The sequence below is a fragment of the Pseudoalteromonas luteoviolacea genome (genome assembly GCF_001750165.1).
In the GTDB taxonomy this organism is placed as follows: Bacteria; Pseudomonadota; Gammaproteobacteria; order Enterobacterales; family Alteromonadaceae; genus Pseudoalteromonas; species Pseudoalteromonas luteoviolacea_G.
In genome coordinates, this window is sequence record NZ_CP015411.1 from 1 (window position 1) to 15236 (window position 15236).

Annotated in this window: 12 protein-coding genes; 7 read left to right on the forward strand and 5 right to left on the reverse strand. The window is 42.0% G+C overall.

The genetic code is table 11. The features are described from left to right. From dnaA to S4054249_RS00035, 7 genes are all read left to right on the forward strand, one after another. The gene (gene dnaA / locus S4054249_RS00005; RefSeq protein ID WP_046357212.1) at positions 1-1410 is read left to right on the forward strand and encodes a chromosomal replication initiator protein DnaA; all 1410 of its coding nucleotides are present in this window, start codon (positions 1-3) and stop codon (positions 1408-1410) included. Positions 1411-1420: 10 nt separating this feature from the next. Then, positions 1421-2524 (forward strand): DNA polymerase III subunit beta, encoded by a 1104-nt coding sequence (gene dnaN, locus S4054249_RS00010; RefSeq protein ID WP_046357213.1) that lies wholly within the window; start codon positions 1421-1423, stop codon positions 2522-2524. A gap of 10 nt (positions 2525-2534) precedes the next feature. Beyond that, positions 2535-3623 (forward strand): DNA replication/repair protein RecF, encoded by a 1089-nt coding sequence (gene recF, locus S4054249_RS00015; protein WP_046357214.1) that lies wholly within the window; start codon positions 2535-2537, stop codon positions 3621-3623. Between the two features lie 12 nt (positions 3624-3635). Then, a complete protein-coding gene (gene gyrB / locus S4054249_RS00020) occupies positions 3636-6053 on the forward strand; it encodes a DNA topoisomerase (ATP-hydrolyzing) subunit B (RefSeq protein WP_046357215.1) in 2418 nt (805 codons plus the stop codon). Positions 6054-6237: 184 nt separating this feature from the next. Then, positions 6238-7137 carry a glycine--tRNA ligase subunit alpha gene (gene glyQ / locus S4054249_RS00025; RefSeq protein WP_039611136.1) on the forward strand — a complete coding sequence of 300 codons (900 nt, stop codon included), beginning with the start codon at positions 6238-6240 and terminating at the stop codon, positions 7135-7137. A 2-nt stretch (positions 7138-7139) separates the two neighbouring features. Next, positions 7140-9209, forward strand: a complete 2070-nt coding sequence (gene glyS, locus S4054249_RS00030; protein ID WP_046357216.1) for a glycine--tRNA ligase subunit beta — start codon at positions 7140-7142, stop codon at positions 9207-9209. 65 nt (positions 9210-9274) lie between these two features. Beyond that, complete coding sequence (locus S4054249_RS00035; RefSeq protein ID WP_230851770.1) at positions 9275-9727, forward strand: hypothetical protein; 453 nt, start codon at positions 9275-9277, stop codon at positions 9725-9727. A gap of 115 nt (positions 9728-9842) precedes the next feature. On the opposite strand, the gene S4054249_RS26425 is transcribed toward S4054249_RS00035, so the two are convergent. The 5 genes from S4054249_RS26425 to fadB form a co-directional block, all read right to left on the reverse strand. After that, entirely contained in the window at positions 9843-9983 is a 141-nt protein-coding gene (locus S4054249_RS26425) for a hypothetical protein (RefSeq protein WP_155401399.1), read from the reverse strand. Positions 9984-10813: 830 nt separating this feature from the next. Further along, a complete protein-coding gene (locus S4054249_RS26430; RefSeq protein ID WP_155401400.1) occupies positions 10814-10990 on the reverse strand; it encodes a hypothetical protein in 177 nt (58 codons plus the stop codon). A gap of 187 nt (positions 10991-11177) precedes the next feature. Beyond that, positions 11178-11417, reverse strand: coding sequence for a sulfurtransferase TusA (gene tusA / locus S4054249_RS00040; RefSeq protein ID WP_046357217.1), 240 nt, complete (start codon positions 11415-11417; stop codon positions 11178-11180). 178 nt (positions 11418-11595) lie between these two features. Continuing rightward, positions 11596-12762, reverse strand: a complete 1167-nt coding sequence (gene fadA, locus S4054249_RS00045) for an acetyl-CoA C-acyltransferase FadA (protein ID WP_046357218.1) — start codon at positions 12760-12762, stop codon at positions 11596-11598. Between the two features lies 1 nt (position 12763). Continuing rightward, positions 12764-14926, reverse strand: a complete 2163-nt coding sequence (fadB, locus tag S4054249_RS00050; RefSeq protein WP_046357219.1) for a fatty acid oxidation complex subunit alpha FadB — start codon at positions 14924-14926, stop codon at positions 12764-12766. Positions 14927-15236 lie beyond the last annotated feature (310 nt).

Genomic DNA, 15236 nt, shown 5'->3' on the forward strand with positions numbered 1-15236 from the left:
GTGTATCTGTCGGTTTGGCAAAGTTGTTTATATGTTTTGCAAGATGAATTGCCGTCGCAGCAGTTCAATATGTGGGTTAGGCCACTACAAGCAGAAAGTACCGAAGATACTTTAACCATCTATGCACCTAATCGTTTTGTGTTAGATTGGGTTCGAGAAAAGTACTTAAATCGAATTAATGAACTACTGATCGAAATCTGTGGCGATGAAGCGCCAGAGTTACGTTTTGATGTCGGTAGTAAGCCGATGGCGCAAGTTCAACCTCAAGTTTCAGCGGGCACACCAGCTGATGATTTCAGTGCACCTAGCTCGTCACAAACATCAGCTAAAAGCCAGATGCAGGCGCCAGTGAATGATGTAAAGGTTGAGCCAGCTCCGAAATCTAGCGTTAAATCTAATATTAAAGAAAATTATACTTTTGACAATTTTGTCGAAGGTAAGTCAAACCAATTAGCAAAGGCAGCTGCTACACAAGTTGCAGATAACCCTGGTTCTGCGTTTAATCCAGTATTTATTTATGGTGGTACTGGCTTAGGTAAAACACACCTGTTACATGCCGTGGGTAATGGCATCATTGATAAAAAGCCAGATGCAAAAATTGTGTATATGCATTCAGAGCGTTTTGTTCAAGATATGGTGAAAGCTTTGCAGAATAATGCCATTGAAGACTTCAAGCGCTATTACCGTAGTGTAGATGCATTGATGATTGATGACATCCAATTTTTTGCCAATAAAGAGCGATCGCAAGAAGAGTTCTTCCACACCTTTAATGCACTGCTAGAGGGCAATCAACAAATTATCTTGACGTCGGATCGCTACCCTAAAGAAATTGAAGGGGTAGAAGACAGACTGAAATCTAGATTTGGTTGGGGATTAACGATTGCGATTGAGCCGCCTGAGCTAGAAACGCGTGTTGCAATTTTAATGAAGAAGGCACAGCAAAGTAACATTAACCTACCACATGAGGTAGCTTTTTTTATTGCTAAGAAATTGCGCTCAAATGTCCGTGAATTGGAAGGGGCGTTAAACCGTGTCATAGCGAATGCTAATTTCACTGGGCGTCCAATATCGATTGAATTTGTGAAAGAAGCTTTACGTGATTTATTAGCATTGCAGGATAAGTTAGTAACGATTGATAATATTCAAAGAACTGTTGCTGAGTATTATCGTATTCGCGTGTCTGATTTGTTATCAAAGCGACGTAGCCGTTCTGTTGCTCGTCCACGACAAGTGGCTATGGCATTGTCAAAAGAACTGACAAATCATAGTTTGCCTGAAATTGGTGATGCATTTGGTGGTAGAGACCACACAACCGTATTACACGCATGTCGTAAAGTAAAAGAGCTTCGTGAAGAAAGTCACGAAGTAAAAGAAGATTATCAAAACTTGATCAGAACATTGTCATCTTAAGGGTTAAGTGATGCAAATAACGATAGTAAGAGAACAGTTTTTAAAGCCGTTAATGCAAGTGTCAGGTGCAATAGAGCGCAAACACACACTTCCTATTTTGTCGAATGTACATTTAGAAGTAAAAAATGGTGTACTGTCAATGACGGGAACTGACTTAGAAATAGAGTTAGTTGCGTCTATTACACTTGATAATGAGACCGCAGATACCAAGCTTACATTGCCAGCCAAGAAGTTGTTAGATATCTGTAAGAGTCTGCCTGATAATTCAGATTTACATTTCAGTACACAAGAGCATCAAGTTTTACTGACCAGTGGGAAAAGTCGCTTTTCTTTGACAACATTAGCCGCTGAAGATTTTCCTAATTTGGAAGAGTGGCAAGGTGAAGTCGAATTTAAGCTAACACGTTTAGAGCTACGTAAGTTACTCGAAGCAACACATTTTTCGATGGCTAACCAAGATGTACGTTACTATTTAAATGGAATGTCATTTGAAGTGGATGGTAACGAAATCAAAACTGTGGCGACTGATGGTCACAGGCTAGCGATTGCACAAAAACAACTTGAGCAGTCTCTTGGTGCACAAAGACAATTGATCATCCCACGCAAAGGGGTGTTAGAAATAATGCGCCTTCTTCCTGCAGATGATGAAGAGTTGACTATACAATTTGGTGCAAATCATTTCCGAATTATTGATCAAGAAGTTATTTTTACGAGTAAGTTGGTTGATGGACGTTTTCCAGATTACCGCCGTGTTTTACCTCGTGGTGGTGATAAATTGGTAACGGCCAACCGTGAATGGTTACGCAGTGCATTTCAGCGTGTATCGATTTTATCAAATGAAAAGTTTCGTGGTGTTAGACTTAATCTGAGCAGCGGCATTTTGAAGATCAGTGCGAATAACCCAGAACAAGAGCAAGCCGAAGAAACAGTAGAAGTAAACTATCAAGGAGATGACCTTGAAGTCGGTTTTAATGTTTCATACTTGCTAGATGTGTTAAACACGCTAAAAACAGAGGACGTACAATTTACTTTAGCTGATTCAAATAGCAGTGCCTTGATCGAAGGCAGTGGCGAGGATGATGCAATGTACGTTGTAATGCCAATGCGCCTGTAGAGGGCGCTCAATGAGTTTGACACATATAAGCCTTAATGACTTTCGAAACATTGAGGCGATTTCTCTTTCCCCCTCAAAAGATCTTAATTTGATTTTAGGCCAAAACGGTAGTGGTAAAACTAGCTTGCTTGAAGCCATTTATTTCCTATCTAGCGGTCGCTCTTTTCGAACGAATAAACACAAGCTAATGATCCGTAGTAGCCAAGTTAAATGTATTGTTCATGGGAAAAAACAACTACATAACTTGTCTATACCAATTGGAATTAGCAAAGATCAAAGTGGAGATACTCAGCTTCGTATTCAAGGACAAGCAAGTCGGCGAATTGCTGAACTTGCACAAATTCTACCTGTTCAAGTCATAACACCAGAAAGCTACGAATTGTTTTTCGGCGGTCCGAAAGAGAGAAGAAAGTTCCTTGATCTTGGGGTGTTCCACGTGGAACATTTATTTTTTGATGTTTGGAAAAGCTTCAATAAAGTCCTTAAGCAGCGCAATGCATTATTGAAAACTAAGCCTGCAAATTGCATTGAGCAGATAAAGTTTTGGGACAAACAATTTGTTGAATTAGCTGAACAAATAAATATCTATCGAAAAGCGTATATAAGTAGGTTTGAAGGCTATTTTTTTGATAAGATAGGGGGGATTAGCTCTGTTTTTGAAGGCCTTGAAACTCGCTACGATGCGGGTTGGAAAGGGGAACTAAGTGACGTCCTTCAAACACAGCTTGAGCGAGATTTAAAACTCGGTTATACAAGCCGAGGCCCTCATAAAGCAGACTTTAATTTTAAAGTGCATGGTCATAATGTTGAAGGAATTATGTCCAGAGGCCAGCTTAAGCTGTTACTTTATGCGCTCAAGATTACACAGAACAACTTGATTGAACAAGAGACTGAAAAACAGTCTATTTTGCTAATCGATGATTTACCATCTGAATTGAGTTCTGAGACTCTAGGGTGTGTAGCAAAACTACTTACTATTTGCGACTCACAACTGTTTATCTCAGCAATCAGTTCAGACAGTTTAACGCCTGTTGTGGAACTACTCGATAAAGATATTGAGATGTTCCACGTGGAACATGGTCGTTTAATAACAAATTAATTGGAATTAACCATGTCTGATAATTATGATTCATCCAGTATTAAAGTACTGAAGGGATTGGATGCAGTAAGAAAGCGTCCAGGAATGTATATCGGCGACACTGATGATGGAACTGGATTACATCACATGGTCTTCGAAGTTGTTGATAACTCAATTGATGAAGCATTAGCTGGATACTGTGACGATATATTCGTGACAATACATACTGATGGTTCTGTTTCTGTACGCGACAATGGTCGTGGTATACCAACCTCGATTCACCCAGAAGAAGGCGTATCTGCTGCTGAAGTAATCATGACTGTACTACACGCTGGTGGTAAGTTTGATGATAACTCATATAAAGTATCTGGGGGTCTACACGGTGTAGGTGTTTCTGTTGTTAATGCACTTTCTGAAAAACTACAATTAACTATCCGCCGAGATGGCGAAGTGCATCAACAAAAGTACACTATGGGTGTGCCAGATGCACCACTGGCTGTTATTGGTGAAGCTGAGTCAACAGGTACTGAACTGAGGTTTTGGCCAAGTCCTGAAACTTTCTCAGATATAAACTTCCATTACGATATTCTTGCAAAACGTCTTCGAGAGCTGTCTTTCCTCAACTCTGGGGTAAGTATTATCCTAACAGATGAGCGCGAAGAAAATAAAAATGACCACTTCAAATATGAAGGTGGTATCCAAGCGTTTGTTGAATATCTTAACCGTAAAAAAACACCTGTACATCAGCATGTTTTCCACTTTACCACTGAACGTGAAGACGGCATCAGTGTTGAAGTCTCTATGCAGTGGAATGATGGTTTCCAAGAGAACATCTATTGTTTCACGAATAATATTCCACAGCGAGATGGTGGTACTCACCTTGCTGGATTCCGTGCGGCGTTAACAAGAACACTTAACACGTATATGGAAAAAGAGGGCTTTAATAAGAAGAATAAGACCAGTGCAACAGGTGATGATGCACGTGAAGGTCTAACTGCGGTTGTCAGTGTGAAAGTACCGGATCCGAAGTTCTCGTCTCAGACTAAAGATAAGCTAGTTTCAAGTGAAGTGAAAGGCGCTGTAGAGCAAGCCATGGCTGAAAAGCTGAATGAGTTCTTACTTGAAAACCCGCAAGATGCTAAAACAGTCGTGAATAAGATTGTTGATGCTGCAAGAGCACGTGAAGCTGCGCGTAAAGCAAGAGAGATGACACGTCGTAAAGGAGTTATGGATCTTGCTGGTTTACCAGGTAAATTGGCTGACTGCCAAGAAAAAGACCCTGGGTTATCTGAACTGTATATAGTGGAGGGTGACTCGGCAGGTGGTTCTGCTAAGCAAGGTCGTAATCGTAAGAACCAAGCGATATTACCGCTGAAAGGTAAGATCTTAAACGTTGAAAAAGCACGTTTTGATAAAATGTTGTCTTCACAAGAAGTTGCAACACTGATTACTGCGCTTGGCTGTGGCATTGGTCGCGATGAATATGACCCAGAGAAGCTTCGTTATCACAGCATCATTATCATGACCGATGCGGACGTGGATGGTTCACACATTCGTACGCTGCTATTGACCTTCTTCTATCGTCAAATGCCAGAAATCATTGAACGTGGTTATGTATATATTGCTCAGCCACCATTGTATAAAGTGAAAAAAGGCAAGCAAGAGCGTTATATTAAAGATGATCATGCATTGACTGAGTACCTAACAACATTAGCGCTTGATGGCGCAGCACTTTATTCAAACGAAGGGGCTGCTGCTATTGAAGGTAATCGTTTAGAGAACTTGGTACATGATTATCAAAAGACGGTTGATGTAATTGGACGTCTACAACGTAAATACCCCGCTTCCATTATGAATCGTCTTGTCTACCAGCCAGAGCTGACTGAAGCAGATTTAAGTGATGAAGCAAAAGTATCTGCTTGGAGTGAAGCCCTTGTTGCTGATCTTATTAAGCATGACGATGACGCAACAATTTTCTCAGCAGCAGTGAGTTATGATGATGAACGTCACATGTATTATCCAGTGGTGAATATTCGTCAGCACGGTGTTGATAAAGCACACACGCTAAGTTATGACTTTATTACTTCTAAAGATTATGCGCGGATTGCAAACACAGGTAAGCAAATTGCACATATCATCGAGGAAGGTGGCTATATCCAACGCGGTGAGAAGACTCAGTCTGTTAGCAGTTTCGTTGAAGCCCTTGATTGGCTAATCAATGAATCTAAGCGTGGCTTGTATACACAACGTTATAAAGGATTAGGTGAGATGAATCCAGACCAGTTGTGGGAAACAACCATGGATCCTGACGCACGTCGCATGTTACGTGTGACTATCGAAGATGCGATTGCCGCAGATCAGCTATTCGCTACTTTGATGGGTGATCAAGTTGAACCTCGCCGTGACTTCATTGAGCAGAATGCACTAAGAGTAGTTAACTTAGACGTATAAGACTGCCTCATAGCAAATCCATAAAAAAGGAGGGGAAACCCTCCTTTTTTTCGTTTTAACGCTTAATTCTGTGCACTGCACACGGTATACTGAGCATAATTTTCAATCATTAAAACTCAATTTTGCGCTATTTGATTTGCCGCTAATTTGAGTCCCATGTACCAAATAAATATAAAAGCCAACTATGCAAAAATATGATATCAAAACCTTTCAAGGGTTGATCCTGGCTTTACAGGACTATTGGGCACAGCAAGGCTGTGTAATTGCACAACCACTAGATATGGAAGTTGGTGCGGGCACATTCCACCCGATGACTTTCTTGAAATCAATTGGTCCTGAGCCTATGTCGAGCGCATATGTTCAGCCATGTCGTAGACCAACAGATGGCCGTTATGGTGAAAACCCGAACCGTCTACAACACTATTATCAATTCCAGGTCGTACTTAAGCCATCTCCGGATAATATCCAAGAGCTTTACCTTGGTTCATTAGAAGCACTCGGTATTGATACCTTAACGCATGAAGTGCGTTTTGTTGAAGATAACTGGGAGTCACCCACGTTAGGTGCTTGGGGTCTAGGTTGGGAAGTATGGCTAAACGGCATGGAAGTAACCCAGTTCACTTACTTCCAGCAAGTCGGTGGTATCGAGTGTTCTCCGGTAACGGGTGAAATTACTTATGGTTTAGAGCGTTTAGCCATGTATATACAAGGTGTGGATAGCATCTATGACTTAGTATGGACAGATGGTCCAATGGGTCGTGTGACTTATGGTGACGTGTTCATGCAAAATGAAATCGAGCAATCGACTTACAACTTTGAGCATGCTGACGTTGATGCGTTGTTTAACCAGTTCGATCAGTGCGAGAAAGAAAGCCAAAAGTTAATCGAAGCGGGCTTACCATTACCAGCTTATGAGCAAGTAATGAAAGCATCTCATGCATTCAATTTATTAGATGCGCGTCACGCTATTTCTGTGACAGAGCGTCAGCGTTATATCTTGCGTGTAAGAGCACTATCAAAAGCGTGTGCACAAGCTTATTTTGAAGCGCGTGAAGCACTTGGATTCCCGCTTTGTAAGGACTGATCATGACAACTGAAAATTTATTAGTAGAAATTGGTACTGAAGAATTACCACCCAAAGCACTGCGCAAGTTGGCTGAAGCATTTGCTCAAAACACCGTGGCGGAATTAGAAGCGCTAGAGCTTGCGCATCAAGGTGTGAGTTGGTATGCATCGCCTCGTCGTTTAGGTATTCAGGTAAAGCAACTTGAGACTCAGCAGCAAGACAAAGTTGTTGAAAAACGAGGCCCAGCGATTAAAGCGGCATTTGATGCTGAGGGTAACCCGACTAAAGCTGCACAAGGTTGGGCACGCGGTTGCGGCATTGATGTTAGCGACGCTGACAAGTTAGAAACTGAAAAGGGCGCTTGGTTACTTCACAAAGCGACAGTGAAAGGCCAACAGGCAACTGAGCTGTTAAGTGATGTAATTGCAAAAACCTTGGCTAAATTACCTATTCCTAAGCCAATGCGCTGGGGTGCGAATAAGACACAATTTATTCGCCCTGTGCACACAGTTGCTGCATTACTAGGTAATGAGATCATCAAAGGCGAAGTACTAGGCAAACAGATCAGCAATGAACTTCAGGGTCACCGTTTTCATCACCCAGCACGCACGACTTTAGCCCATGCGGATGAAATTTTTGATACCTTAAAGCAAGCGTATGTCATTGCTGATTACGATGTGCGTAAAGCACAGATCCGTGCTCAGATTGAAACTGAAGCTGCAAAGTTGGGTGCTGTTGTGGCGATGGATGAAGACTTACTTGAAGAAGTAACATCATTAGTTGAGTGGCCAGTCACACTAACGGCATCATTCGATGAAGCATTTTTATCTGTGCCAGACGAAGCGCTCATCTATACGATGAAAGATGATCAGAAATACTTTCCGTTATTGAATGACAAAGGCGAGCTCATTAATAAGTTCTTATTTGTATCTAATATTGAAAGTAAAGATCCAAGTGTGGTTATCTCAGGTAATGAAAAAGTGGTTCGTCCGCGTTTGGCAGATGCACAGTTCTTCTTTGAAACGGATAAGAAGAAAACACTGGAAAGTCGTTTAGAGTCGCTAGGTAGCGTATTATTCCAAAAACAGCTGGGCACACTGAAAGACAAGTCAGAGCGAATTGCTGCATTGGCAGGGTATATTGCTGAACAACTTGGAGCTGATAAAGCGTTGGCAGAACGTGCTGGCCTTCTGAGCAAAACAGACTTAATGACTGAAATGGTGATGGAGTTTACTGATGTTCAGGGTGTAATGGGTATGCACTATGCACGCATTGATGGTGAAGCGGAAGAGGTTGCAGTTGCACAAAACGAGCAATATATGCCGCGCTTTGCAGGTGATGCATTACCGTCAAACCCAATTAGTTTTGCCGTTGCATTGGCTGATAAGTTTGACACGCTAGTGGGGATTTTTGGTATTGGCCAAATTCCAAAAGGTGATAAAGACCCATTTGCCCTGCGTCGTGCTGCCATTGGTGCGTTACGTATCATGGTTGAGAAAGAACTTCAGTTAGACATTTTAGACATTGTTGCAAAGGCACAAACTCTGTTTGGCGACAAGCTGACAAATGACAAGGTCGCAGATGATGTGTTTGAGTTTATGCTGGGCCGTTTCCGCGCTTGGTATCAAGACGAAGGGATAAGCGTTGATGTGATCCAAGCGGTATTGGCACGTCGTCCAGCACAACCTGTTGATTTCGATCGTCGTGTGAAAGCAGTTAGCCACTTCCGTACATTGGATGAAGCCGAAGCACTTGCAGCAGCTAACAAGCGTGTAAATAATATCTTGGCGAAGAACAATGTAACCAGCGATGCAGCAGTGTCGACTGAGTTACTAATTGAAGATGCTGAGAAACAGCTGGCCGAGCAAGTTGCGGCATTGACTGAAGAGCTTACTCCTGTGTATGCACAAGGCGACTATCAACAAGCATTGACGCGTTTGGCAAGCCTACGTGAAGCGGTTGATAATTTCTTCGATAATGTGATGGTGATGGCAGATGATGAAGCGGTTAAGAATAACCGCCTGGCATTATTGAGCCAGCTCAGCCGCTTGTTTTTAAATACGGCGGATATCTCAGTTTTACAAAACTAAGATTAAAATAATCTGTGAAGCCAGCTATGATGCTGGCTTTTTTATTGATAAAAAAGGTGAGACAAGTGCAAAACAAAATCGCGTTATCCATCTTAATATTACTAGGGCTTGCTGGTTGTGCTTCTCCACAGGTGGGAGATCAAACGGGTAATGATGTGAGCCAACTGGAAGCGAAAGTGATTGATCGAGCTTTGTATCTGCGTGGTGACTTTAGTTTATGGGATGCCGAAGAGATATACCAGCTTAAGCCTCAAGGGAATGGCACATATACGGTTCGTGCTCGGTTTATGAGCCCTGGCAAAGTATATGAATTTAAAATTGCGGATGAAGCATGGAGTCAGGGATATAACTGTGGTTATCGCTACCAAAGTTTAGTGAAACTTGGACAACCGCAGCCGGCCGATTGTAATACTATTTATAATTACTTTAGTTTTACGCCAGATAAAAAAGGGTGGTATCGCATTACACTAGATTATAGGGCGCCGCATAAGCCTGTCGTATTAATTCAAAGAGACTAAAAAATAACACAGTGCTGTTATACAAAAGGTCGAGGCTAATTGTAGGTGTGCATCGCAGTGCAACCGCAAGTTAAACGGCAAGTTTTAGCACTTGCCGTGTTGCTAACCTTTACTATTATTCAGGTTTACAAGGGTAATCGCGAGACGCACAAACGTTAACACTGGCTCTACCGCCTGCTACTGCATTCGTTTGGGCTGGTTTGATAGCTTGAAGGTCTAGGTTTTTAATTTTTTTTGTTTTTAGCTGTAATTTCATATCTCTTTCCTTTTACTTTGTTGTTTACCTATTTTTTAAACTACCTGATTACTTCATAAAATAATTCATTGAATATTCTGTGGTTGAGGGTGCTTACATTGTTATGTTTGCTGAAGGTACAAACCTGTAAGTCTAAGTTAGGTAGATGTGCGACAGTGTTATGAAATTTTAAGCGTTGAGAAACCGGTTTTGTTAAAAGGTGATGTTGTTGCTGCACTTGTCTCTGTCTCTGCCTAGGGTTTATTGACCTTTTTAAATTAAATAGTGATAGGGTGTTTGCGCGGTTTCTCTAGCAATGAATGCGTGAACCATAAATTCATATTCTTAAATACAACGGATATTTCAGTACGACAGGATTTATTAAATACTGCACTTTATAGAGCAAGCCAGTACCTGTTTAGGTGGCTGTATTTAGAGTGTGAGTATGTGCTTTATGAGTTCCGGTAAAGTGTGTGAATTTAAAATTGCCGATGAAAAATGGAACTAAGGGTATATCTAAGATGATAAATTTGATGGTTGAGCCTTATTAGATAACCTAAGCTTGTAGCTTGCAATACGGTACATAATTACGTTAGCTTTTATCTGATAGGAAAGGCTGGTTAAGAATAAAGTTCGATGATAATTATATTTAAACACGTCAAGTGTTGATTGTAAAAAGCTGAGAGTGGGGCTGGTTTGATATATTACTGAGCATCGAAGACTGGGAAGTTTTCTTAGCCTCTTTAGAGGAGTAGTGGCCATCATCGGAATTTACATTTTACTTAATGTAAATTCCGAAAAGGTCATGTCTTAAGCTCATTCTAGAGTTAAAAGTATTGAAATCTATAATACTAATTATTGTTGATGATTTGGTTTTCTCTGGTTAAAGCAGGGCCGCTGCACCAAGAATTTTTGCTGTTTTCACCATCGTTATCACCACCTCCATAAACATTTTTCGTCGCTTGTTGATTAAGCGTGTTTCCAGTAAGTTTTATTAGCTTTTTTTTAGTAATGGAAAGTTTTTTCATGGTAGATATCCTTATTATTATTATCTGTTATGTTTTATTCAAGTGCCTACTCTATATAGTCACAGTTCCCTTTTAATACTGCGTGTATGTATGAAAAATATCAAGGTATATAAAATTTAAAGAATACAAAGGGAAATAAATGCAACATTAATTGTAGAGGTGCGATGGGTTTGATTAAGCTATATAGTTATTTTCCCTTTTTTAACAAGTATCGATAAGGTGATGAGTCAATCTCTTTTGCTACTAGGGTGTGATCCATAAATTCACAAAAACTGGGAATATCTCGGGTCGTTGAAGGATCGTCAGCCAATATCAATAATGTCTCTCCATGGTTCATTTTTCTCACCATTCCTCGAATCATCATAACTGGCTCTGGACAACGCAGCCCGATAGCATCTAAGGTATGGTCGGTATTGTCAAAGTTCATAAAGCGCCTCTGGCTAATTTCAAAGCATTTATTCTAACGTGGTACACATGAATATTTAAAGCGGTTGAGTCAAATTATTGGGGATTATTTTGATAAATGAGACAACAAAAAAGGCAAAGCCACTTTCTGTGATTTTGCCTTGGTTACCAAGTTGAAATTGGTTATGACAACAAGCGTGCTAATTCACGCGTTCAAATACGGTAGCAATGCCTTGGCCTAAACCGATACACATGGTGGCTAAGCCATATTTGGCATCTTTTTCTTCCATAATATGAATAAGTGACGTACTGATCCTCGAGCCAGAGCAGCCCAGAGGGTGACCGAGTGCAATCGCACCGCCATTTAAATTTACTTTTTCGTCCGCGACTTCTAATAACCCGAGGTCTTTCATCACTGGGAGTGATTGCGCTGCGAACGCTTCATTTAATTCAACGACATCGAGATCGTCAACGTTTATACCAGCTTGTTTAAGCGCTTTTTGGCTGGCTGGCACCGGTCCATAACCCATGATGGACGGATCGCAACCTGCAACCGCCATTGATTTGATGCGCGCTCTGATCGGTAGGCCAAGTGATTGGGCTTTACTTTCACTCATGACCAACATTGCTGAAGCACCATCGGACAACGCCGATGAAGTACCGGCAGTCACAGTGCCACTTGCTGGATTAAACACTGGGCGTAATTGACTTAGACCTTCAAGACTAGTTTCTGGGCGGATCACCTCATCGTGTTCCACTAACACTGGAATGCCGTGTTCGTCATGCCCTTCGGTCGGTAAGATTTCTTTTGCAAAGCGGCCTTCAACACTGGCTGCATGAGCACGTTGATGTGATCGCACAGCGAATGCATCTTGTTGTTCACGATTAATACCATGAAGCGTAGCAAGATACTCTGCGGTTAAGCCCATAACGCCAGCTGCTTGTGCTACCGAAGTTGAAAGGCCTGGGTGAAAGTCTACGCCATGCGTCATAGGGACATGACCCATATGCTCAACACCACCAATAAGGTAGGTATCGCCTGCACCGGTCATGATAGCGCGCGCTGCATCATGCAGTGCTTGCATTGATGAACCACATAACCTGTTTACGGTAACAGCAGGCACTGAGTGCGGTATACCAGCTAGAAGCGCCGCGTTACGTGCAACGTTAAACCCTTGTTCTAGTGTTTGTTGCACACAGCCCCAATAAATATCATCAATGGACTCTGGGGCAACTTGTGGATTACGGTCAAGTAGTCCTTTCATTAGGTGTGCGCTGAGATCCTCTGCGCGGCGATGCTTAAATACGCCGCCTTTAGAACGACCCATAGGGGTACGAAGACAATCTACGATAACTGCATGTTCCATTTTACTGGCCCTCCACTTGATAGAACACTTTACCTTCTGCTGCCCAAGCGCGTGTTTGATCAGAAACTTGGTAGATTTCACCTAAGTCAGCATACTTATCCGCCATAGCAACAAATTCACTTAAACCAATTTGATCTAAGTAACGGAAAGCGCCACCTCTGAATGGAGGGAAGCCAATACCGTAAATTAATGCCATATCAGCTTCTTGAGGTGAAGCCACTATACCTTCTTGCAAACAAAGCAGTACTTCATTGATCATAGGGATCATGCAGCGCTCAATAATGGTTTGCTTGTCAAACTGCTGTGTGTCATTACAAATTTGACTCAATAGCGTCAATGACTCAGGATCTTTGCTCTTTTTCAAACGGCCTTTTCTATCAGGCGCATACTGGTAAAACCCTTTTTGATTCTTTTGACCAAAACGTTCAGCATTGGCCAATAAGGCGACCGGATCTTTGTCTTGACGTGCCATACGAGTTGGGAAGCCCTCTGCCATTACACCTGTACAGTGATTTGCCGTGTCGATACCAACGACATCAAGAAGGTAAGCTGGACCCATAGGCCAACCAAATACATTTTCCATCACTTTGTCTATTTGACTAAAGTCAGCCCCTTCAACAACGAGCTTACTGAAGCCTGCAAAGTAAGGGAATAATACGCGGTTTACGAAAAAGCCTGGGCAGTCATTCACAACAATTGGTGATTTCCCGAGTTTCAATGCGTAGTCAACAACAGCTGATACTGTTTCATCTGAGGTTTTTTCACCACGAATGATTTCAACCAATGGCATCTTGGGTACTGGGTTAAAGAAATGCATACCACAGAAATATTCTGGGTTTTCAAGCGCAGTCGCCAGTTCATCAATACGGATAGTAGAGGTATTTGACGTCAGCACAGTGCCTTTTGGTAATTGCGTTTCTAAATCAGCCAGTACAGCTTTTTTGATTTGTGGGTTTTCGACAACTGCTTCAACAACGATGTCTGAGTTTTCTAAATCACGCTCGTTGAGTGTTGGTTTGATTTTACCAAGCGTAGCGACCATTTTTTCTGTTTTCATGTGGCCGCGTTTTACTTTTTTACCTAGTAGGCCAGCCGCTTCGCCCATGCCTAAATCAAGCGCAGCTTGGTTGATGTCTTTCATGACAATCGGCGTACCTTTATAGGCTGACTGATAGGCAATACCACCGCCCATGATGCCAGCGCCGAGCACTGCCGCTTGCTGAATATCAAGTTGGCTAGCTTTCGCCTGTTTTTTTGCGACACCTTTAATGTATTGATCAGCTAGGAATATGCCGGTTTGTGCCGCCGCTTCTGCTGTTTTGGCTAGTTTGGCAAAATTAGCATTTTCGATTGCCATTGCCTCTGCTCGCGTATGGTTAGCGGCGGCTTTGATGGTTTTGACTGCCATCACTGGTGCAGGGTAATGGCCTTTGGTTTTCGCCATAACCATGCCTTCTGCCATTGCAAAGCTCATGCCTTGCTCGACACGATTCATCTTTAAAGGCTCAAGTTTAAGTTGGCGTTTAGCTTGCCAATCGAGCTTTCCATCAATGGCTTGCTCGAGTGTTTTAATTGCGGCATCCATCAACTTATCGGCAGCAACGACCGCATCTAATGCGCCGACTTTAAAGGCGTCTGGTGCACGGTTTTCCTGACCAGTTGAAATCCAAGTCATGGCATTATCTGCACCAATCACGCGTGGCAGTCTCACTGTGCCACCAAACCCTGGCATGATCCCAAGTTTGACCTCAGGTAAACCGATTTTGGCATTTGGCGTTGCAATACGGTAGTCAGTAGCAAGTACCCACTCACATCCACCACCAAGCGCTAAGCCATTGATGGCTGATAGGGTTGGGAAAGGTAAATCTTCAATCGCATCGAAGACGTCAGTGGCATCTTTGATCCAGCTTACAAGTTCTTGCTCTGGGCGATCAAAAGTGGGTAAGAATTCGAAAATATCGGCACCAACGATAAAGTGGTCTTTATCACTGGTAAAAATTAGGCCTTTTACATCATCACGTGCGCTGAGTTCAGCTAGTGCTTTGGCACAGTCTTGCAGGGTTTGTTGAGAGAGCTTGTTGACCGAACCGGGCAGACAAAACTTAAACTCAGCAATATTGCCTTTGCAAAAATCAACTACAAAGGACTCGCTTTTGATTAACATACTTGTTCTCCGTGACACTGGTACGATGAGTTGTCATTTAACTCAGTGTGGCGTCTTTAAATGAAAATTGCAATGAAAAATTTACCGCAGATTTACTGTAAAGCATAAATTGGGATGTTAAGGTGGCTAAGTGCATAGATTGAACTAAGGTGTTTTAAGGTTTGCGCATTCAGTTTATTTAAACCTTCAATCATGCATAACTTGATTATGGGCAGGGCAGACGTGCTGTTCGTGACTGTTTTGAAGCAGTTAAATTAAGGAGAGTACTCAGCCATTGTCTTTAAATCATGATTTTAAAAATAGGCTGGGT

Bases quoted from the DNA above. Each gene is read 5' to 3' on its own strand.
- dnaN (WP_046357213.1), top strand. From the start codon at position 1,421: ATGCAAATAACGATAGTAAGAGAACAGTTTTTAAAGCCGTTAATGCAA.
- recF (WP_046357214.1), top strand. From the start codon at position 2,535: ATGAGTTTGACACATATAAGCCTTAATGACTTTCGAAACATTGAGGCG.
- gyrB (WP_046357215.1), top strand. From the start codon at position 3,636: ATGTCTGATAATTATGATTCATCCAGTATTAAAGTACTGAAGGGATTG.
- glyQ (WP_039611136.1), top strand. From the start codon at position 6,238: ATGCAAAAATATGATATCAAAACCTTTCAAGGGTTGATCCTGGCTTTA.
- glyS (WP_046357216.1), top strand. From the start codon at position 7,140: ATGACAACTGAAAATTTATTAGTAGAAATTGGTACTGAAGAATTACCA.
- S4054249_RS26425 (WP_155401399.1), bottom strand. From the start codon at position 9,983: ATGAAATTACAGCTAAAAACAAAAAAAATTAAAAACCTAGACCTTCAA.
- S4054249_RS26430 (WP_155401400.1), bottom strand. From the start codon at position 10,990: ATGAAAAAACTTTCCATTACTAAAAAAAAGCTAATAAAACTTACTGGA.
- tusA (WP_046357217.1), bottom strand. From the start codon at position 11,417: ATGAACTTTGACAATACCGACCATACCTTAGATGCTATCGGGCTGCGT.
- fadA (WP_046357218.1), bottom strand. From the start codon at position 12,762: ATGGAACATGCAGTTATCGTAGATTGTCTTCGTACCCCTATGGGTCGT.
- fadB (WP_046357219.1), bottom strand. From the start codon at position 14,926: ATGTTAATCAAAAGCGAGTCCTTTGTAGTTGATTTTTGCAAAGGCAAT.